Here is a 20,446-nt window from a genome sequence, read left to right as displayed (position 1 = left end):
TAGACCGTTTTCATACAGATTCACCGATCACGAAAACGTTCTCTGAGACATGAAAAAAGGCGCTCATAAGAGCGCCTTTTCCAGAACAACAAGCTTGAGAGGTAAGCAGACCTCAGGGCAGTAAATGGCTCACAGCATCGCGTTCCTCGGCGAGCTCTTTTTCAGTGGCAGCCATTCTGCCGCGGGAGAAATCATTGATTTCCAGGCCCTGCACAATTTCCCAATCGCCATTTTTACAAACACAGGGGAAGGAGTAGATAAGGCCTTCGGCAATGTCGTAACTACCATCACTGTAAACGCCCATACTGACCCAATCACCCGAGTTTGAGCCAAGCGCCCAGCTGCGCATATGGTCAATAGCGGCATTTGCGGCTGAAGCTGCGGAAGAGGCACCACGAGCCTTGATGATCGCCGCACCGCGCTGTTGAACTTCAGGAATATAAGTCGATTCGTACCAAGCCTGATCGATCAGGTCAATCGCTGCTTTGCCCTGAACGGTAGAATGGTGAAGATCAGGATATTGGGTGGAGGAGTGATTGCCCCAAATCGTCATTTTCGTAATATCGTTAATGCTGGTGCCAGTCTTCTGGGCCAGCTGGGTCATGGCACGGTTGTGGTCAAGTCGCGTCATGGCGGTGAACTGGCGGGGGTTAATGTTCGGAGCATTGCGCTGGGCGATCAGGGCGTTAGTGTTGGCTGGGTTGCCCACCACCAGAACTTTAATGCCGGATGACGCGTTGTCATTGATCGCTTTACCCTGCACAGAGAAAATAGCCGCATTGGCTTCCAGCAAATCCTTGCGTTCCATACCCGGTCCACGGGGACGGGCACCGACCAAAAGTGCGTAGTCCGCATCTTTGAAAGCAATATTGGGATCGTCTGTCTGAACAATACCTGTCAGCAGCGGGAAAGCACAATCGTCCAGCTCCATGGCGACGCCCTTGAGCGCCTCCAGTGCCGGCGTAATTTCCAGTAATTGCAGGATGACCGGTTGATCTTCACCGAGCATTTGGCCCGCAGCGATACGGAACAGTAAAGAATAACTAATTTGGCCGGCGGCGCCGGTGACGGCAACACGTACAGGTGCTTTCACAATAGATCTCCAAAACAAATTGATAATCAGATGGGGACGACATTATAAGGAAATGACAAAGAATTTCACTTGTTCAGACAGATGATGAACATCGATTAAGTGAATAAGTGAGTTTTCAAGGGCGGTGAACAACCATAGCACAGATGTCCAGCAGCTCCTGAACGGGCACTCTCACGTAATCATGACAGTAGAAATCATCGGTCAGAATCACGCCGTCCCAAATGACAATATCCAGATCAATCGTTCTGGGGCCAGATTTTATCGGCCCCTTTAGCCGACCCATCCTCTCTTCCACGGCCTTGAGATAGCGATTAAACGGCACTCTATCCAGGGGGGTCTCAATCAGATATGCCGTATTGAGGAAATCTGGCTGAAACTGATAACCCACGGGCGATGTCTGGATAACGTCAGCTGCCGCCAACAGGGTCGTTTCAGCAGCCAGAATCTCATAACAACGTGCAATATTCCTGGCGGCCTCGATATTGGAACCGACGGAAATAATTACCCGGTGCAGTTGATCACCCCCTGGTTTATTCAACTTTATCACCAGATTTGTAGTCTTCAGCGTTAAGACCTCGCTGATTTATGCCTTCACCACCGTCCACAAACAGTATTTGACCTGTGACGAATTCGCTATCCAGCAAATAGTTCATAGCCTGCGTCAGGTCTTCCACCCTGCCCTGGCGCTGCAGTGGAATGCCCTGAATCCGCCAATCAATATAATCCCCGGTGCGGGTTTCTCCGGGCAGCACCACCCCAGGTGCTATACCATTGACGCGGATCCGGGGTGAAAACTCCATTGCTGCCAGCTTGGTAAACTCGGCCAGTGCTTTTTTTGACATCAGATAAGCAGCGTACTGATATTGCTGAAAGGCGATTTTGTTGTCCAGAATATTAATTATAGAGCCCTGAACCACTCGCTTCGCGAAGCTCCCCGATAACAGGTAGGGAGCAAAAAAATTTACTGCAAACTGTTTCTGTAATAGTGCCCTTTCTGTATTCGCTATTGTTCCTGCTTGGTAAGCCGACGCACTGTTGATTAATACCTGAAGGCCGGGAAAGCAATGATACACCTGCTCTACCAGGCACCCCGGATCATCATCGGCGAGGTCAAACTGGAACATTTCACAGCGAACACCTCTGCGCCGGATCAATTCAGCCTGTTGCTGCGCCTGCTCGGAGGAATGGTGATAGTGAAGTGCAATATCGCAACCGCGATCAGCCAGCGCATTTGCGAACGCCAGGCCGAGTCGGGTAGCAGCGCCTGTCACCAGCGCTGCAGGGCGCTGCTGTTCTTTATCGGTCATGGTGATCTCCAGTCCAGACGCAATCATTTCATTGAAGGTAATCGGGATCAACCGGCGACCTCAATTGGCAAGCTTTCTCGAGTAATTGTAGATTGCATCAAACATTTTCAACTGACCGGGGTCTATAAGGGGTCAACTTTGATAAACTAAACCCTTTACTGATCAAGAGACAATTTCATCTGATGCCTCATTTTATCCGTAACACCTTCTGTCTGCTGCTGTTAACACTGACATCAATAGCTCTTGCAAAGGTCAGCTACAGTCCTGAGCAACCCAAAACCGCCATTGAAATTGTCAATGAACTGGCCAGCAAGCACTACAGCAAGCAGGCTCTGGATGATGGCTTATCCAACCGCTTTCTTTCTCAATATGTCAATAATCTCGACCCGGCCAAAAGTTATCTTCTCCAGAGCGATATTGATGAATTCGGGCGTTGGGGTAACGAGCTAGACAATATGCTCAAGAAAGGAGACCTCAGCGCCGGTTTTTATATTTTCAATCGTTACCAGGAACGCGCCCAGTCACGCTTGCAGGCCAATATCGACTTGCTGGAAAGCGGCTTTGAGTTTGATCTCACCAAGGATGACAGCCTGAATATGGATCTGGAGCAGACCCAGTGGCCAGTATCAGTCCAGGATGCTGATGCCTTCTGGAAAAAACGGATCAAGGAGTCGTATCTACGGCTGATTCTCAGCGATAAGGAGCCCGATGCTGCCCGCGCCTTATTGGTAAAGCGTTACACCAACCTGAAAAAGCAGCTATCGCAACGAGACAGTGAGGATATTTTCCAGATTTTCATGAACTCTCTGGCTGAGTTGTACGACCCCCATACCAGTTATATGTCGCCTCGCTCCATGGAGAACTTCCGCATTGCCATGTCGCTGTCTCTGACCGGTATCGGCGCGGTGCTCCAACGGGAGGATGAACACACCAAAGTGGTAAGAATCATTCCGGGTGGACCTGCAGACAAACAGGGGATCCTCAAGGCCGGGGATAAGATTATCAGTGTTGGACAGGACGAAGAGGAAACGGTCGATGTTATCGGCTGGCGACTGGATGATGTCGTTGACATGATTCGCGGAGCCAAGGATACCGTCGTCAAGCTTGAAATCATGCCGGCAGTGGGTGAAGCCGCTGGCAGTACACGAGAAATCGCCATCGTCAGAGACAAGATCCAGCTCGAGGAGCAAGCGGCAAAATCTGAAATTATCGACGTAAAAAACGATTCCGGTAATTACCGTTTCGGTGTCATTACCATTCCAACTTTTTATCTTGATGTGGAGGCCTTTTATAATCGGGATCCCGAATTCAAAAGCACCACCAAGGATGTTCAACGCCTGCTGGGAGAAATGTCCGAGCAGAACATCGACGGTGTCATTCTGGACCTGCGCAATAACGGCGGCGGTTTTCTACAGGAAGCAACCACACTGACAGACTTGTTCATTGATCCGGGCCCTATTGTGCAAGTTCGCGATGCCAATGAAGTGGTATCACGCAATCACCGCTCGCGGTACAACGCCTACTATCGCGGCCCACTGATGGTAATGACTAACCGGCTCAGCGCCTCTGCCTCAGAAATTTTTGCCGGAGCGATACAGGACTACGAAAGAGGCTTTGTCGTTGGCGAACAGACCTTCGGTAAGGGGACTGTCCAGATACAACTGCCGGTTCGCGAGGGGCAGCTAAAATTGACTGAGTCGAAATTCTACCGGGTTTCAGGCGAAAGCACCCAGAATTTGGGCGTGGTTCCCGATATCGAACTGCCCGCTTTCTATGATGCTGAAACTGTTGGCGAAAGCAGTGAAAAAAATGCACTCCCCTGGGACAAAATAAATGCCGTCCCCCATCGCCGTTATAACCTGACAGATCTGCCAGTAGACAGATTGATTGAGCGTCACAAGTCCCGACTCAACCAGGATCCCGACCTGCGCTACCTCAGTGATGAACTGGCACTGATGAAGGAACGCAGAGCACAGCAGTCGATATCACTGAATGAAGAACAACGTCGCGAAGAAGCCAAAAACTATGATTTAACAAGGTTGGCCATTGAAAACAAACGCCGGTCTGCAAAGGGGTTATCGCCCTATGAAACCGTCGAGGCATGGCAGGCTGAAAATTCTGTCGACTCTGACCCGGATGCGGAGATAACAAAACCGCTACCGGAACGCGATCCGCTACTCTATGAGACCGGCAACATCTTTGCCGATGTATTGATAATGAGTAATGCCAGGTCCATGTTGGTACAACAGCCCTGAGCTGGATGAACAGCCCTGAGCTGGATGAACAGCCCTGAGCTTGAATGGGCAGCCCTGGGCTGGCTCTCATTCGACGTTACCCATCGGCTTGAAATCAATCAAGCGGGTGGATAACGCCAAGTTGTCAATCCAAAGCCACCGGGACACCAACCAAACAGAATCAGGACACCTGCTGTAACCGCTGGAACAAGACATGTATATCGTTTCTTTTAACGTAAACGGGTTGCGCGCCCGCCTTCACCAGCTGAAAGCCGTTATCGACAAATATGCTCCGGATGTTATCGGCCTCCAGGAAACCAAGGTTGAAGATGCGCTGTTTCCCATCGATCAGATACAGGGAATGGGCTACGATGCGATTTATCACGGTCAGAAAGGCCACTATGGTGTCGCCCTGCTCTACCGGATACCCGTCGCTCAGCAAATGAAAGGACTGCCTGGCGACCCGGAAGACCGTCAGAAAAGACTGGTGTACGGGACATTCGCTATTAACAACCGTAAAGTCCATGTCTATAACGGGTATTTCCCCCAGGGCGAAAACCGAAGCCACCCACAGAAATTTCCCTGTAAAGAACAGTTCTACAAAGATCTAACACACCATTTATCGAGCGTTCACACCAATGGCGACCACGTCATTGTGATGGGCGATATGAACATAGCCCCTCTCGACCGGGATATTGGTATTGGCGACGAAAACCGCAAACGCTGGCTGCGCAGTGGTAAATGCTGTTTTCTTCCCGAAGAGCGGACATGGCTATCCAGCCTCCAGAGCCTGCCACTGAAAGACAGTTTTGATTATTTTCATCCGGATGAACCCAACCGATTCAGTTGGTTCGACTACCGCAGCCGGGGATTTGAAGCGACACCGAAACGCGGCCTCCGAATTGACCTTATTCTCGCCTCGGAAAACCTCTTGCCTATTACCTCTGACGCCGGTATTGATTACCAGATCAGAGCCATGGAAAAACCCTCCGACCACTGCCCAATCTGGTTGTCCCTCAAGCCCTGATCAAAAGGTTTTGTCAACCGATGCCTCACCGGTACGTTCTAATGAGCATTACTGGAAAAATGGAGTACCCGGCATGCACAAATTCCCCATTATCAGCCTGCTGGCCACATCAATCATATTCGGCATGGCGCCGGCCTTGGCCGGGGATCGAGGCCACAAACCGAATTTTCGTGCTGAATATCGGCATGAATACCGGCACAACGATCGCATAAACTATCGGGACGATTATCGATATGACCAAAGGCATGACCAATACCGCGATCGCAGGTTTCATTCACACGACAACAGGCACTACAAGTACCGAAAACACTATGGTCATTCCGGCAGGCACAAAAAACATGATCACTACCGGAGAAGTGCCTCGGATGATTACATCTACATCATTGGTGGGGCCGTGCTGTTAAATGAAATATTGCATCACCGTCGTTGACAGCGCGCCAGTTGTCCATGCTGCTGACCTTATTGGATAATCGGACAGGTAACGACAAAAGGAACAGGACTCTGACGCAGCAATCTATGGAAAACTTTTTGTCGTCGGTTGAGCGCAGGGCCTACGCCATCGCAGTAACCTCCGTTGCGGACAGGGAGGATGCGCTGGATATTGTGCAGGAGGCCATGACCCAGCTGGTGGTCAGCTATGCACATAAGCCATGTGGCGAATGGCGCCCGCTGTTTTACCGAATATTACAAAGTAAAATCAATGACTTGCACCGTAAAAGAAAATTTCAGCGGCAGTTTAAAGGATGGCTTTCACGCTTTCGGGACAAACAGGGCGACGAGACCGAAGAAGACCCTATCGAAGCTGTTGCAGGGCCTGACAGTACGACGCCACATACACGGCATGAGCGCGAGCGCCAGATAAGCGTTTTGAAAGAGGCGTTGACCCGCCTTCCCCCTCGTCAACAACAGGTTTTTATGTTGCGCTGCTGGGAAGGCCTCAGCACAAAAGAGACAGCAACAGCCATGAAGTGCAGTGAGGGCAGCGTTAAAACCCATTATTCCCGCGCATTAATCAAGCTTCGGGACACACTGGGAGATTATTGGTATGACTGATCTAGAGAAACAACTACAGGACACCTTGCGTCACTCTGAAAACGGGCTTGACGCTGCAACAGCCCGTCGCCTCGTGGCAGCAAGAACCACTGCTCTCAGTGCAGTCAATCAGCGCAGATGGCCAGGATTTTTTATCCCGGTTATCAGCATGGCGGCGGTGTCCCTGGTAGCAGTGATGCTGGTATTCTCGCCACCCACACAACACCTGCAGCAAAATAGCTCTCCTCAGGAAGAGTTCCTGCTCAGTGAAGAAATCGATCTTTACGAAGATATGGAGTTCTATTCCTGGCTGGCCAGCGACACGTCCAATCTGAAGGGCTGATACATGTACAAAAGCATATTCTATCGCGGTTATTTTTTACGGCCTGTACTCACCTTTGCCCTGGTTTGTGTCTTTTCATTGCCGGGACAGGCCTATCAGGGTGAATCCTTTGTGCTGGGCAACAGCCGTCTCAGTCAGGTCAAAAAACCCTTCGAGGCTGCCACAAACCATCGTCATTATGCTGAAAAAGACAAAGGGCATCCCTCTAAACCCGACAAAAAAGACTGGAAACGTCGTTATGAATCAATGACGCCTGCGGAGAGAGAACAGCTGGAGAAACGACGTGAGTATTTTAAATCACTTTCGCCGGAAGAACGCCAACGCATCCATCAGGCACGTGAAAAATTTCGCAGCCTGCCCCCCGAGAAACGGGAAGTGTTAAAAGAACAATGGCGCAGCATGTCACCCGAACAACGGAAGGCATTCCACAAGAAAATTGATCGGAATGGTAACTTCTCAGAAAAAAACAGGAACTAAAAAAACCGGCCTAAAGACCGGTTTTTTTAGGGGCGATCCATCGCTCAGAGCTGCGCCTCAATGGCGGGAACCAGCTCAAACAGATCACCGACCAGACCATAATCTGCCACCTGGAAAATAGGTGCCTCCGGATCTTTGTTAATCGCTACAATGACCTTGCTGTCTTTCATGCCTGCCAGATGCTGAATCGCGCCTGAAATACCAACGGCAATATACAGGTCCGGTGCAACAATTTTACCTGTCTGGCCCACCTGCATATCATTGGGCACGAAGCCCGCGTCTACTGCTGCACGGGATGCGCCCATTGCCGCACCAAGCTTGTCGACCAGTTTTTCCAGCATAGAGAAACCCTCACTGCTGCCCATGCCACGACCACCCGCGACCACGATCCGGGCAGAGGTCAATTCCGGGCGCTCGGAAACGGCCAGCTCCTGGCCTACAAAGGTACATGCATCCTGGTTGTGTACACTGGAAATCTGTTCAATGGTGGCATTGCCTCCCTCTGCCACAGCCGCCTCAAATGCCGTGGAGCGCACAGTCAGCACCTTGACCTCATCGCTGCTCTGCACTGTCGCGATGACATTGCCCGCGTACACTGGCCGCTTGAAGGTGTCCGGGCTTATTACCTCGCTGATATCTGAAATAGCCTGCATATCGAGCAGAGCAGCCACTCGCGGCATCAGATTTTTTCCAGTCGTGCTGGCTGGCGCCAGTACATGACTGAAACCTTCAGCAATCTCGGCAACCAGGGGCGCCATATTCTCGGCCAGGTGATGGCTATAGACCGGATTGTCAGCCAGAAGTACTTTTTGGATACCAGGCACCTTTGACAGTGTGTCAGCCACGCCGGCGCAATCGGAGCCCGCCACCAATACGACAATATCACCACCAATCGCCTGCGCCGCGCTGACACTGTTCAGCGTCGAAGGCCTAAGATCACTGTTATCATGTTCAGCAATAATCAGAATACTCATCAGATCACCTTCGCTTCATTTTTCAGTTTGTCCATCAACTCCTCAACATCGGCCACTTTAATACCCGCCGCTCGCTGCGCAGGCAGTTCAACCTTTAGCAGCTTGACGCGCGGCGAAATGGAAACACCCAGCTCATCCGGGGTCGAAGTATCCAGAGGTTTCTTTTTGGCCTTCATAATATTGGGCAGAGAGGCATAGCGCGGTTCATTTAAGCGCAGATCGGCAGTCACAATTGCCGGCAAGGTAAGCGCCAGTGTTTGCAACCCGCCATCAATCTCACGGGTTACCGTCGCCTTATTGTCACCCGTCAGTTCCAGCTTTGATGCAAAGGTGCCCTGAGGGTACCCAGTCAGCGCCGCGAGCATTTGCCCGGTCTGATTATTATCGCCGTCAATGGACTGTTTACCCATCAGAACAAGGTCCGGTTGTTCGCGATCACACAACACTTTCAGACACTTGGCGATGGCCAAGGGTTCGAGCACATCTTCTGTAACCACCAACAGAGCTCTATCTGCGCCCAGTGCCAGCGCCGTACGCAACTGTTCCTGAGCCTGTTGAGGCCCTATTGAAACGACAACAATTTCATTGACAAGGCCCTGTTCCTTGAGACGTACTGCCTCCTCCACAGCAATTTCGCAGAAAGGATTAATCGACATTTTGACATTATTGAGATCAACGTCGGTAGCATCGGCTCGGGGTCTCACCTTGACGTTGTAGTCCACCACGCGCTTGATAGCGACAAGTACTTTCATGGAATACCCTTTGAAATTCATTGGTTAGCATTGAGGGGTGCTAATCATGCCGCCACCATCAAGCCAAATCAAGGCAAAGGGAGGTTTTCAGACAATCAATTACTGACCTCATGGTACTGACTGGCGAGTCCTAAATCTGCATGGCACCATGGGTCTATACAGGCTAAAATTCACACCCCTCCCACACTGGACATGACAGGCTGAAACCCTATGGAGAATGCTGTGGAACGTGAATATATGGATTACGACATCGTTATTGTCGGAGCCGGGCCAGCGGGCTTATCTGCCGCCTGTCGCTTGAAGCAGGTCAACCCCGACCTGTCTGTTGTCGTTCTTGAAAAAGGCTCGGAAGTCGGCGCCCATATTCTCTCGGGTGCCGTCATGGAGCCAACTGCCCTGAATGAACTGTTTCCGGACTGGAAAACGCTCGGTGCACCGCTCATCACAGAAGTTCGTCAGGACAACATCTATGTATTCAACAAAACCCGGGGAATAAAGGTTCCATCCCTGTTTGTGCCTAAAACCATGCACAATACCGGTAATTACATTGTCAGTCTTGGCAATGTCTGTCGCTGGCTGGCTGAACAGGCCGAACAGCTTGGCGTAGAAATTTTCCCCGGTTTCGCTGCAGCCGAAGTACTCTACGACGACAACAATAACGTTCGCGGCGTTGTCACCGGCGACATGGGTGTTGCGGCCGATGGCAGCCATAAAGCGGACTACACCCCCGGCATGGAACTGCGTGGCAAATACACTTTTTTTGCCGAGGGATGCCGGGGCCACCTTGGCAAACAGCTCATTGAGCAGTTTTCCCTCGATGAGAACAGCCTACAGCCACAGCACTACGGCATCGGCATCAAGGAGCTCTGGCAGATACCGCCGGAGAAACACCACCAGGGTCTTGTGGTGCACAGTGCAGGCTGGCCTCTGAGTGAAACAGGCTCTTCGGGCGGCGGCTTTCTATACCACATGGAAGACAACCTCGTCGCGGTCGGCCTGACGATCGACCTCTCCTATTCCAACCCGCATCTCAGCCCATTTGATGAATTCCAGCGCTATAAACAACACCCGGTCATCAGACAATATCTGGAGGGGGGAGAAAGAGTATCCTACGGTGCTCGGGCTCTGGTTAAAGGCGGTATGCAATCTCTGCCCAAAATGACTTTCAATGGTGGGGTTTTGTTGGGAGATAACGCCGGCACACTCAATTTTGCGAAAATCAAGGGCATCCATTGCGCGATGAAGACCGGCATGATCGCTGCGGAAAGCGCGGCGGAAGCCATTGCGAACAACAGACAACAGGATGAACTGACGGCCTTCAACAGTAGCTATCAGTCCAGCTGGGCCTATCAGGAACTGCACAGGCACCGCAATTTTGGCCCCGCACAACACAAATGGGGCAATATTATCGGCTCGGCCTATGCTTTTATCGATATCAATATTTTCAATGGCCATCTGCCCTGGACACTCACCGATCCCAGACCGGACCATACCAGGCTCAAACCCGCTTCGGAGTCAAAAAGCATTGACTACCCAAAACCGGATAACAGGCTCACCTTCGACAAACTGTCCTCGGTATTTATATCCAACACCAATCACGAAGAGGCGCAGCCCTGTCACTTGAAATTGAAAAACCCTGATGTACCAATCAGCCACAACCTGCCGCTCTACGATGAACCTGCGCAGCGCTACTGCCCGGCGGGTGTCTATGAAGTGGTAGACGCTCCCGAGGGAGGAAAGCGTTTTCAGATCAACGCACAGAACTGTGTGCACTGTAAAACCTGTGATATCAAGGACCCCAGCCAGAACATCATATGGGTTGCCCCAGAGGGTGGTGGCGGACCCAGCTATCCCAATATGTAACTTTAAAATCAAAAAGTTACAAGTAAAACTTAGTTAACTACATCAACCTGGTCAGCTGTCAGCCAGTGGTCATTTCGGTTTGTACTATGCGGGGTGTTTGACGTCGGTCGAGGTGGCACTGGAATCAGTAATTTTGTCGTCACGCAATTGACCGCGGTTACCCATCGTGATGCCAATATTACCAATAAAGTTAAGAAAGTCCTGCTTGTCCTCTACTGCTGCACCGTAACTGATATTGAAGTACGCCTCGACGGCACCCTGGGCCAGAGCCCAGCAGGCCAGGTAATGGTAATGTGGCGGGACATCTTCCAGCACCCCCTCCTCTATGAGTCTGGCAAGCATCGAATTCAGCGCATCCACATTGGAGCGCCGCAAGGCATGCAGCTCATCAATTTTATCGGCCACCTCATGATTATCATGGAGGCGGACTTCCAGCAATTGCACCAGGCGATCCAGTGATGGGTCGGCCAGACGGGCCTGGAAATAGGAGCGAGCAGCAGCCCCGGGATCACCCGCTTCGGCAGCCTCGATCCCCCTGCGAAGGTTTTCAGTAATATGTCGCTCATAGTCGAGCACAATACGCATCAGGATTTCTGTCTTGGTCAGGAAGTGTTTGTAAATGGTCCCTTTACCGACACCGGCTTCACGGGAAATGGCGGACACGGTCACCTTGTCAACACCGTCCCTGATCAGCAGACACAGTGCCTTCTCAATAATCGTTTCCTCGCGTTCCAGAAAACGCTTTTTCTTTGCACGAATTTTTTCAGTGCTATCGGAGATTGATCGTGGCATCAGATACTCTACGGGGTTTTGCCAGCGGACGATGATTGTCCGATGAAAACTCAAATACTGTCAATGGTCACACTAGTGAACCCGGGCAAGGGCGTGCGGCGAGCCGTGGACTCTTCAATTGAGAATGATATAATGCGCGCCGCCGGTGTGTAGCGCAGCCTGGTAGCGCACTTCCTTCGGGAGGAAGGGGTCGGAGGTTCGAATCCTCTCACACCGACCAACTATTAAACCCACGTTTTCGTGGGTTTTTTGTTGCTCACGGCGTCCAGCAATCAATTCGTGTCTTCTTTAAATAATTCAGGGTCGCTATAACGTTTTTCAGGTTGATAACTGCCATAGGTGCTTAATAGATCGCTCCAGTTGCTGCTACCTGCACAATGAAAGTAACGCAGCTTCATCACCATTGCCGCCTCCCGGCACCGATCAGCCGTCAGAAACTGGCTGTCCTGTAATGTAAAGGTTTCATCGAACGGGCTGTCCTTGACCAGCAGATCATAGGTGGGATAAAACAGATAAACACCAACCAGAATTACAATCACTAGAACGGATTTCATTGGCCCCTCTCCAGAGTCGCTGCGTACACAGGTATGATAGCTCTGAAAATATCAAAGACGGGTATCCTTCAGGCGGAACCAAATCACAAAGCTGGCCAGAAGACAGGACAGCGAACCCAGCTGGAAAGCCATCAGCGGACTGAAATCCCATATTAGGCCCCCTGCCCCGGAACCAACAGCACCGCCAAACCCCAGACAGAACGCACTGTACAGGGCCTGGGCCTTACCCTGATTACCTGCTTCAAACAGACGGCGGATGCAATCGATGCCCGCTGCATGATAGGCACCAAAGGTCAGTGCATGACAAACCTGAGCAAGCACCAATATTACCGGTTGTTCGGGGAAGTAGCCTATCAATAGCCAGCGCAATGTGGCGACCAGCAGGCAACTGATCATAATTATGCGCACACCAAAACGTGGTAAGAGACGGTGCATGATAACAAATAGAAACACCTCGGCAACGACACCCACTGACCACAAGACACCGATTTCACTCCTGCTGTAATCGTGAGACTCCATGTAAATACTGAAAAAACTGTAATAGATGCCATGGGACAGCTGCATCAGCATGCCTGCCACAAAAAAAGCCACCACAACAGGTTGTTTCAGGACTGATGCAAATGTCTGCGAGACGACTTCAAACTGTCGATAGGCAGGCGTGGGCACAGCGAGGCTGGACAGGAAAATTCCCACCAGCAACAGCAGACCGATGACGGGCAATGTATTGATGCTGTATCTGTCGAACCAGGCACCACTGCCCAACACAAACACAATAAAGCCAACAGAACCCCACACCCGGATACGACTGTAGTTTTCTGGTCGTTGATGTAAAAAACTGGTGGTTACCACCTCTTGCTGGGGCAACACTGCATTCCAGAAAAAACTGTATCCAGCCATCACCAATGTAATGGCCCAGAAACCCTGGTCAATAAAAATGCCGGCAAAGCACAGGCAGGCCAGCAATGCACCCAAACGAATAATGGCCAGCCGCTCACCGGTATAATCGGCAATCCAGGCCCAGATATTTGGCGCAATCACCTTGGTGGCCATCGGAATAGCCAGTAAAAAGCCTATCTCGGTAGCCGTATAGCCAAGCGACTGTAGATATAGGGACCAATAGGGAAACAGCGCACCCAACAGGCCAAAGAAACAAAAATAGAACGCAGACAACCGCCAGTATGGAACTGCCTCGTGAGTCACAAAGAAAACAGTTGTCTAACTGCCAGTGCTGGCAGGGATTGGTGGCAGACCGCTACTCACATGGATATTCTGGGCACGATGACGCAACAGGTGGTCCATCAGAGTGATTGCGAGCATAGCCTCAGCAATCGGCGTGGCACGAATACCCACGCAGGGATCATGTCTTCCAGTGGTCACAACCTCAATCGCATGGCCATCGATATCCACTGAACGGCCGGGAACCCGTAAACTGCTGGTCGGTTTTAACGCCAGATGAGCAACGATATTCTGACCCGAGGAAATACCACCCAGCACACCTCCCGCATGGTTGGACAGAAAGCCCTCGGGGGTTATTTCATCGCGATGCTCGGTACCTCGCTGGGCAATCGCATCAAATCCGGCACCGATTTCAACACCTTTAACGGCATTGATACTCATCAGACCATGGGCAATCTCCGCATCAAGCCGGTCAAATACCGGTTCACCAAGGCCCGGTGGGACACCGGTGGCAATGACGGTGATCTTTGCACCAACAGAATCACCCTCCTTGAGCAGCTGCTGCATGTAGGTTTCCATTTCCGGAATTTTGTCGGGGTCAGGGCAGAAGAAGGGATTATTTTCTATCTCATCAAAGAGAACCTTCTCGGCTTTGATCGGACCCAGTTGTGAGAGGTATCCACGAATCGTTATACCGGCAACTTCTCTCAGGTATTTTTTGGCAATCGCGCCAGCCGCGACGCGCATGGCGGTTTCGCGTGCAGACGACCGACCACCACCACGGTAATCCCGAATACCATATTTCTGAAAATAGGTGTAATCAGCGTGCGCCGGCCGAAACTGATCCTTGATATTGGAATAATCCTTAGAGCGTTGGTCAGTATTCTCAATGATTAATCCGATCGGGGTTCCGGTTGTCCTGCCCTCAAATGTGCCCGACAGGATTTTCACCTGATCGCCTTCACGTCGCTGGGTGGTGTAGCGTGACTGACCCGGTTTGCGCCGATCCAGGTCGCGCTGCATGTCCTGTTCGGTCAAACACAGTCCGGGGGGGCAGCCATCGACAATGCAGCCCAGAGCAGCACCATGGCTTTCACCGAAGGTGGTCACGGTAAACAGCTTGCCAATGGTATTGCCAGACATAGGATTTTCCAGGTTATCGGTTCGTTATGGGTTCATAGTCATGCCCGCATCTACTCTCCTGTGGACAAGAGACACAAAGGCAATAAGGGAGGAATTTTATACGATCATCTTTGCCCTGTCGTGGTTAGTCTAAGCCCAACGACAGGCGATGTGCACGCAGCTGCTGTGCGGTCAGTAAAAAAACCCCATGGCCACCGCGCGCAAAATCTATCCACAGGAATGATATGGTCGGGAATGCATCCTCGAGAGCCAGCCATGAATTGCCCACTTCAACAATAAGAGAGCCTTCCTCCGTGAGATAATCCAGTGCCTCACTAATCAGACGGCGAGTAAAATCCAGACCATCAACCCCTGAAGCAAGCCCGACAGCCGGTTCGTGCAGAAACTCACGGGGCATGGCTGCAATATCCTCTGCATCCACATAGGGAGGGTTCACAACGATCAGCTCAAAACGTTGACCGCAGAGGCCGACAAACAGATCCGACTCTACGGTGGTCACGCGTTCGCTGAGCTGATGACGCTGAATATTTTGCTCAGCCACGTCCAGTGCATCAACTGAGATATCACTCAGCACCACACGGGCCTTCGGGAAATAATGGGCGCAGGCAATACCAATACAGCCACTGCCGGTACAGAGATCCAGAACAGTCGCCGGCGAGGTTTTTAACCAGGGGGAAAACCCTGATTCAATCAGCTCGGCAATAGGTGAGCGCGGCACCAATACTCGCGGATCAACAGCGAACGACAACCCGGCAAACCAGGCCTCACCAATCATATAAGCTGCAGGAATACGCTCGTTAATACGCTGGTCGAACAGACTGGTGATACGCGATTGCTCATCAGTGGAAAGTAACCGTTGCAGCAAGCTTACATCGCTATCCCAGGGCAGACACAGAGCAAACAGCACCAGACTGAGGGCTTCGTCCCAGGCATTGTCAGTGCCGTGCCCAAAACACAATCCTTCAGCCTCAAAGCGGTCTGCACCCCAGTTGATGAAATCGCCAACCCTGGCGGGCATTATTGTTTGATTTTTCATGCTGTCATTGTACTTTTACCATCAACAAATGGCTTTAGGTTTACCTATTGCCAACGTAGGGTTATGCTCCCAGATCTACCGCTACTGGCTGAGAACCTTTGTGAAAATTACCGATTGCTACACCCATATAATTGAGTCTACCGGAGAAAAAATCTCCCGGGCAGGGCTGAAGGATACACCCAAGCGCGCGGCCAAGGCGTTCGAGTTTATGACCCGCGGCTATCACCAGAATCTCGACGATGTGATCAACGGGGCCCTGTTTCCCTCTGATGCCAGCGAGATGGTTATTGTCAAGGACATTGAGCTCTATTCGCTCTGTGAACATCACTTGCTGCCCTTTATCGGCAAGTGTCATGTCGCCTATATTCCCGAGGGAAAAGTGCTGGGCCTGTCAAAAGTTGCCCGGATTGTGGACATGTATGCTCGCCGGCTACAAATTCAGGAAACACTGGTTACCCAGATTGCGAACACCATTGAGTCGGTCACTGGAGCAAATGGCGTTGCAGTCATTATTGAAGCCAAGCATATGTGTATGATGATGCGGGGCGTTGAGAAGCAAAACTCGGTAATGAAAACGTCCGCCATGCTCGGCTCGTTCAGAGACAATCAAGCCACCCGGAATGAGTTCCTGTCACTGATCAATTGTTAGTCTCTCCGCTGACTCGACTCAAGAATTCATGGGGATGAAGTCTGCAGGTTCAGTTCGGCTATGGGTTGACTAACCACTTGAGATCAGCACAACCCCGGCTGAAAGCGGTGACATCAAGACAAGCCAGTGAGCCGGTGGTCATCGACCAGCCCAAACCAGTCCGATCTGTCAGATACTCGAGAATTTTGCCAATCAGAGGCTGATGACCGAGCAACAGTATCGGCTCCTCCGCCACGGCATTCACACGGTATTCAACGGCAGCCACACTACTTTCCGGGCTCAGCACATCATCAAACAGCAATGGCCCCTGATAATTCAGTGTTTCTGCCAAAACGGTCATGGTTTGCCGGGCACGAAGAACCGGACTGCAGAGCACCAGGGCGAGCCCGGACAGTTCTGCCCGATGCTGCGACAAGACACGTTGGAGGTCTTTTTTGCCTTCAGCCGACAATGATCGTTCACCCGCCATGCCACTATAGGGTGCGTCGCCATGGCGCAATAGGTAGATCAGCACCGGCTTGGCTACTCGCCCTTTTCCTTTTGAGCCTCATCAGCTGAGGGGGCATCTGCTGCAGACTTCTGACTGACAAAGGAGGGCACGTCCTCATCAGAAGCAGAGGAATACTCGGCGACAGGTATCTCATCTACTTCTGCGTCAGCCCAGTGATCGACTGAACTTGCCTGTGTTTCAGGCCAATCTGTAAAGGGATAGGGTTTTTCTTCGGAGTTGTAGGTGAGAAAAAGTACCGACTGATAGACCCATTGAGCAGTCCCCTGCCCTAATGTTCTCAGGTTACGGTTGTCCTCGCCGCTGACCAACACCACCAAAAACTGGAGAATGGTAATAATCAGCACAACAAAACGTGCGACCACTAACAACATGACAAACAGAATCATGTAGAGCAGCCGAATCCAGGTATCGACATTTAATACATTGACCTTAAACGTCTCTTTCATGACATTCCCCTGCGGTAAACTCAACATCGGTACTTTGCTCAGCGAGCATCAGGCTACTGAGCACCTCACTAACCGGCTTTTTATTGAACATGGTTTCATAGAGGGCACTGACCAGAGGCATATAAATACCCAGCTCTTCAGCCTCCTGTTTGATGATTTTGGTGGTGTTGACACCCTCCGCAACCTGCCCCACTTTTGCAACTGCTTGATCGAGTGTCAACCCCTCACCCAGGGCAAAGCCTATCTGATAATTCCTGCTCAGCGGGGAGGTACAGGTAACGAATAAATCACCTACTCCACTCAGCCCCAGAAAAGTCATCGGGTTCGCACCCAGCTTGGCGGCAAACCGGCTCATTTCTGCAAGACTGCGGGTAATCAGCACACTGGTGGTGTTTTGCCCCATTTTCATGGCTGCGCCCATACCGGCAGCGATCCCATAGATATTTTTTAAGGCCCCGGCCAACTCCACACCAAATCGATCGCGGTTGGCATAAACGCGAAAATAGGGAGAGCCCAATAACATCTGAACTTCCTTGCATAAACGCTCATCATCACTGGCAATGACTGTAGCTGTGATGGCTTTGTTGACGATTTCCTTGGCCAGGTTAGGCCCACTGACAACCCCAACCCTGACCTCTGGAAGCTCCTCTTCAAGGATCTCACTCATCAGTTTGAATGTGCTGGCCTCAATCCCCTTGGCAGTGCTGATAACCATTGCCCGGGGAGCAATATACCGCTTGGCATCTTGCGCCAGGCACCGAAAAGCGGAGCTTGGGACAGAAAAAAATATGACCTCCGCCCCGTCCAGACTTTCATGAAGATCGCTCGACACCTCGAGGTTCTGGTGTAATTGGTAACCCGGAAGATAGAGGTGGTTTTCACGCGTTTGACGGCAGCGTTCAACATTCTCCCCATCCCGCATCCACAAGATCACATGGTGGCCATTAGTAGCGATCATATTGGCAATGGCAGTACCAAACGTACCGCCACCCAGTACTGCAATTTTCTGTAGTGCTACCATGCTTTCAACTTCTGATTATCGTTGTTTTCGGGATTATAGGTTGAAGCCAGGGAGCATGGCTATGATGCTCCCTCAAACAACAATTGATTGAGCCGGCGAACAAAGAGGCCGGGGTTGTCCAGTTGATCACCGGCGGACAACACAGCCTGATCGTAAAGCAGTGCCACCAGATCAGCACATCGTTCTGTATTTTCCTCTTTGCTCAGCTGATTGATAAGCGGATGATGAAGGTTGATCTCCAGTGTCGGTTTATCTGCAGGCACTGGCTGCCCGGCAGCTTCCATCAATTTTCGCATTTGTGGACTCAATGCATCTTCAGCATACACCAGGCAGGCGGGTGAGTCCGTCAATCGACGAGTTTCTCTGACAGTTTCAACTTTGTCGCCCAGGCGACTGGCAATCTTGTCAATGAGCTCTGATGAAGGTTGTGTTGTCTCACCATCACTACCCGCTTGCTCCGTATCGCCAGTCAGAATGGCATCTTCCAGCTCTCCTTTCGCGATATCCTGCAGAACTTTCCCCTCAAACTCATGGATATGGGAAATGGTCCATTCATCAAGGCGCTCAGTCAACAAGAGCACTTCCACATCCTGCTTGCGAAAAACCTCAAGGTAGGCGCTGTTGCGGGCCGCAGTCATATTATCCGCCACCAGATAGTATATTTTTTCCTGCCCTTCCCTCATGCGGGACAGATAGTCTGCCAACGAAGCGGTTTCCTTCTCATCTTCTGTCTTGGTAGTAGCAAAACGAAGGAGTCCCGCAATCCGCTCACGATTGGCATAATCTTCTGCTGGCCCCTCTTTCAAAACGGTGCCGAATTCTTTCCACATTTTGTCATAGTCGGCGGGGGACTCTTTGGCCATTTTGTCCAGCATGTCCAGTACGCGCTTTACCAGTGCGGAACGGATGGAATCCACAGCGGGGCTGTGCTGCAGAATCTCCCGTGAAACATTCAGCGGCAAATCGTTGGAGTCCAGGACGCCCCGAATAAAACGCAAATAGGAGGGCAGGAACTGTGAGGCATCGTCCATGATAAAGGTGCGCTGAATATACAGCTTCAGCCCCCGGGCAACGTCACGATTATAAAGGTCAAAAGGTGCATGTCCCGGCACATAGAGCAGACTTGTGTAATCCAGCTTGCCCTCGACCCGGTTGTGAGACCAGACCAGCGGCTCTACAAAATCATGAGTGATGTGCTTATAGAACTCTTTATATTCCTCGTCGGTTATCTCATTGCGCGGGCACGTCCACAGGGCAGACGCTTTATTAATCACTTCATATTTATAAACCGGCGCTTCCGCATTTTCATCTGCATCAGGGTCCGGTTTTCTGACAGCTACGGGAATACCGATGTGGTCTGAATATTTTTTGACGATATTGTGCACCCGAAGCTGACTGGCAAATTCCAGTGCATCATCTTTTAAATGCAAGGTAATGGAGGTGCCTCTGGACGGCTTTTCTATATCTTCGATGGTGTATTCAGCTTCCCCTTCACAGGTCCAGCGCACAGCCTGATTCAGGTTAGCACCTGCGCGACGCGTTTCTACAACAACTTTGTCAGCGACAATAAACGCAGAATAAAAACCGACACCAAACTGGCCGATCAACTGGGCATCTTTGCGCTGATCTCCCGAGAGCGTGTTTAAAAATTGAGCTGTACCGGATTTGGCAATCGTACCAAGGTTCTCAATCACCTCCTCCTTCGACATACCGACACCATTATCATGCAGGGTGATGATACCCGCGTCGGGATCCAGGTCTATTTTGATCTGCAGGTCACTATCGCCATCGTAAAGTTCATTATCGGACAGAGCCTCGAATCGCAATTTGTCTGCGGCGTCTGAAGCATTTGAAATCAACTCCCTGAGAAAGATTTCCCGATTACTGTAGAGGGAGTGAATCATCAGGTGCAGAAGCTGTTTGGCCTCTGTTTGAAAACCGTGGGTTTCAACAGTCATGGCTGCCATTGTCTCCTTGTTACAAAGTTAAAAGCGAAATGTTTTTTGGCTGGTGCAG

22 protein-coding genes and 1 tRNA gene are annotated in these 20,446 nt (G+C 51.1%); 9 read left to right on the top strand and 14 right to left on the bottom strand.

Annotated features, from left to right (window positions below; all coding sequences use genetic code 11):
* Positions 1-112 precede the first annotated feature (112 nt).
* The 3 genes from QZ516_RS04345 to QZ516_RS04335 form a co-directional block, all read right to left on the bottom strand.
* Positions 113-1,093, bottom strand: a complete 981-nt coding sequence (locus QZ516_RS04345) for a malate dehydrogenase (RefSeq protein ID WP_297186715.1) — start codon at positions 1,091-1,093, stop codon at positions 113-115.
* A 115-nt stretch (positions 1,094-1,208) separates the two neighbouring features.
* On the bottom strand, positions 1,209-1,631 hold the full coding sequence (folK, locus tag QZ516_RS04340; protein WP_297186712.1) for a 2-amino-4-hydroxy-6-hydroxymethyldihydropteridine diphosphokinase: 423 nt from the start codon (positions 1,629-1,631) through the stop codon (positions 1,209-1,211).
* A complete protein-coding gene (locus QZ516_RS04335) occupies positions 1,624-2,400 on the bottom strand; it encodes an SDR family oxidoreductase (protein WP_297186710.1) in 777 nt (258 codons plus the stop codon). Before QZ516_RS04335 ends, folK begins: the two co-directional genes overlap by 8 nt.
* 182 nt (positions 2,401-2,582) lie before the next feature.
* Here QZ516_RS04335 and QZ516_RS04330 point away from each other — a divergent pair, with 182 nt between their 5' ends.
* From QZ516_RS04330 to QZ516_RS04305, 6 genes are all read left to right on the top strand, one after another.
* Positions 2,583-4,655, top strand: coding sequence for a carboxy terminal-processing peptidase (locus tag QZ516_RS04330; RefSeq protein ID WP_297186708.1), 2,073 nt, complete (start codon positions 2,583-2,585; stop codon positions 4,653-4,655).
* A 193-nt stretch (positions 4,656-4,848) separates the two neighbouring features.
* Complete coding sequence (gene xthA, locus QZ516_RS04325) at positions 4,849-5,661, top strand: exodeoxyribonuclease III (protein ID WP_297186705.1); 813 nt, start codon at positions 4,849-4,851, stop codon at positions 5,659-5,661.
* A 73-nt stretch (positions 5,662-5,734) separates the two neighbouring features.
* Positions 5,735-6,091: a hypothetical protein gene (locus QZ516_RS04320; RefSeq protein WP_297186702.1), complete on the top strand. Its 357-nt coding sequence runs from the start codon at positions 5,735-5,737 to the stop codon at positions 6,089-6,091.
* 17 nt (positions 6,092-6,108) lie between these two features.
* Positions 6,109-6,714: an RNA polymerase sigma factor gene (locus QZ516_RS04315; protein WP_297187301.1), complete on the top strand. Its 606-nt coding sequence runs from the start codon at positions 6,109-6,111 to the stop codon at positions 6,712-6,714.
* The gene (locus tag QZ516_RS04310) at positions 6,707-7,036 is read left to right on the top strand and encodes a hypothetical protein (RefSeq protein WP_297186698.1); all 330 of its coding nucleotides are present in this window, start codon (positions 6,707-6,709) and stop codon (positions 7,034-7,036) included. The genes QZ516_RS04315 and QZ516_RS04310 overlap by 8 nt, the downstream gene beginning before the upstream one ends.
* A gap of 3 nt (positions 7,037-7,039) precedes the next feature.
* Positions 7,040-7,513 (top strand): DUF3106 domain-containing protein, encoded by a 474-nt coding sequence (locus QZ516_RS04305; RefSeq protein WP_297186696.1) that lies wholly within the window; start codon positions 7,040-7,042, stop codon positions 7,511-7,513.
* A gap of 44 nt (positions 7,514-7,557) precedes the next feature.
* Here QZ516_RS04305 and QZ516_RS04300 read toward each other — a convergent pair whose 3' ends face one another.
* Positions 7,558-8,487 carry an FAD-binding protein gene (locus QZ516_RS04300; protein WP_297186692.1) on the bottom strand — a complete coding sequence of 310 codons (930 nt, stop codon included), beginning with the start codon at positions 8,485-8,487 and terminating at the stop codon, positions 7,558-7,560.
* Positions 8,487-9,239 carry an electron transfer flavoprotein subunit beta/FixA family protein gene (locus tag QZ516_RS04295; RefSeq protein WP_297186689.1) on the bottom strand — a complete coding sequence of 251 codons (753 nt, stop codon included), beginning with the start codon at positions 9,237-9,239 and terminating at the stop codon, positions 8,487-8,489. Before QZ516_RS04295 ends, QZ516_RS04300 begins: the two co-directional genes overlap by 1 nt.
* 237 nt (positions 9,240-9,476) lie before the next feature.
* On the opposite strand from QZ516_RS04295, the gene QZ516_RS04290 reads away from it, so the two are divergent.
* Positions 9,477-11,102, top strand: a complete 1,626-nt coding sequence (locus tag QZ516_RS04290; protein ID WP_297187298.1) for an electron transfer flavoprotein-ubiquinone oxidoreductase — start codon at positions 9,477-9,479, stop codon at positions 11,100-11,102.
* An 84-nt stretch (positions 11,103-11,186) separates the two neighbouring features.
* Here the strand turns inward: QZ516_RS04290 and QZ516_RS04285 are convergent, their stop codons facing one another.
* Positions 11,187-11,894, bottom strand: coding sequence for a TetR/AcrR family transcriptional regulator (locus tag QZ516_RS04285; RefSeq protein WP_297186687.1), 708 nt, complete (start codon positions 11,892-11,894; stop codon positions 11,187-11,189).
* A 143-nt stretch (positions 11,895-12,037) separates the two neighbouring features.
* Here QZ516_RS04285 and QZ516_RS04280 point away from each other — a divergent pair.
* A tRNA-Pro gene (locus tag QZ516_RS04280) sits at positions 12,038-12,114 on the top strand.
* Positions 12,115-12,166: 52 nt separating this feature from the next.
* Here the strand turns inward: QZ516_RS04280 and QZ516_RS04275 are convergent.
* From QZ516_RS04275 to prmB, 4 genes are all read right to left on the bottom strand, one after another.
* On the bottom strand, positions 12,167-12,448 hold the full coding sequence (locus QZ516_RS04275; protein WP_297186684.1) for a hypothetical protein: 282 nt from the start codon (positions 12,446-12,448) through the stop codon (positions 12,167-12,169).
* A gap of 51 nt (positions 12,449-12,499) precedes the next feature.
* Complete coding sequence (locus tag QZ516_RS04270) at positions 12,500-13,648, bottom strand: MFS transporter (RefSeq protein WP_297186681.1); 1,149 nt, start codon at positions 13,646-13,648, stop codon at positions 12,500-12,502.
* Positions 13,649-13,663: 15 nt separating this feature from the next.
* Entirely contained in the window at positions 13,664-14,767 is a 1,104-nt protein-coding gene (gene aroC, locus QZ516_RS04265; RefSeq protein WP_297186678.1) for a chorismate synthase, read from the bottom strand.
* A 124-nt stretch (positions 14,768-14,891) separates the two neighbouring features.
* Entirely contained in the window at positions 14,892-15,803 is a 912-nt protein-coding gene (gene prmB / locus QZ516_RS04260; RefSeq protein WP_297186675.1) for a 50S ribosomal protein L3 N(5)-glutamine methyltransferase, read from the bottom strand.
* A gap of 106 nt (positions 15,804-15,909) precedes the next feature.
* Here prmB and folE point away from each other — a divergent pair, with 106 nt between their 5' ends.
* Positions 15,910-16,452, top strand: coding sequence for a GTP cyclohydrolase I FolE (gene folE / locus QZ516_RS04255; RefSeq protein ID WP_297187295.1), 543 nt, complete (start codon positions 15,910-15,912; stop codon positions 16,450-16,452).
* Positions 16,453-16,510: 58 nt separating this feature from the next.
* Here the strand turns inward: folE and QZ516_RS04250 are convergent, their stop codons facing one another.
* From QZ516_RS04250 to htpG, 4 genes are read right to left on the bottom strand one after another with little or no spacing between them, the layout of a single operon-like run.
* On the bottom strand, positions 16,511-16,966 hold the full coding sequence (locus QZ516_RS04250) for a histidine phosphatase family protein (protein ID WP_297186673.1): 456 nt from the start codon (positions 16,964-16,966) through the stop codon (positions 16,511-16,513).
* Between the two features lie 8 nt (positions 16,967-16,974).
* Positions 16,975-17,409 (bottom strand): DUF4389 domain-containing protein, encoded by a 435-nt coding sequence (locus QZ516_RS04245; RefSeq protein ID WP_297186669.1) that lies wholly within the window; start codon positions 17,407-17,409, stop codon positions 16,975-16,977.
* Positions 17,393-18,430, bottom strand: coding sequence for an NAD(P)H-dependent glycerol-3-phosphate dehydrogenase (locus QZ516_RS04240; protein WP_297186666.1), 1,038 nt, complete (start codon positions 18,428-18,430; stop codon positions 17,393-17,395). The genes QZ516_RS04245 and QZ516_RS04240 overlap by 17 nt, the downstream gene beginning before the upstream one ends.
* Positions 18,431-18,489: 59 nt before the next feature.
* Complete coding sequence (htpG, locus tag QZ516_RS04235; RefSeq protein ID WP_297186664.1) at positions 18,490-20,388, bottom strand: molecular chaperone HtpG; 1,899 nt, start codon at positions 20,386-20,388, stop codon at positions 18,490-18,492.
* Between the last annotated feature and the right edge of the window lie 58 nt (positions 20,389-20,446).

It is taken from the genome of uncultured Porticoccus sp., from assembly GCF_913061305.1.
Classification (GTDB): Bacteria; Pseudomonadota; Gammaproteobacteria; order Pseudomonadales; family Porticoccaceae; genus Porticoccus.
This window is presented reverse-complemented; position numbering and strand designations above follow the sequence as displayed.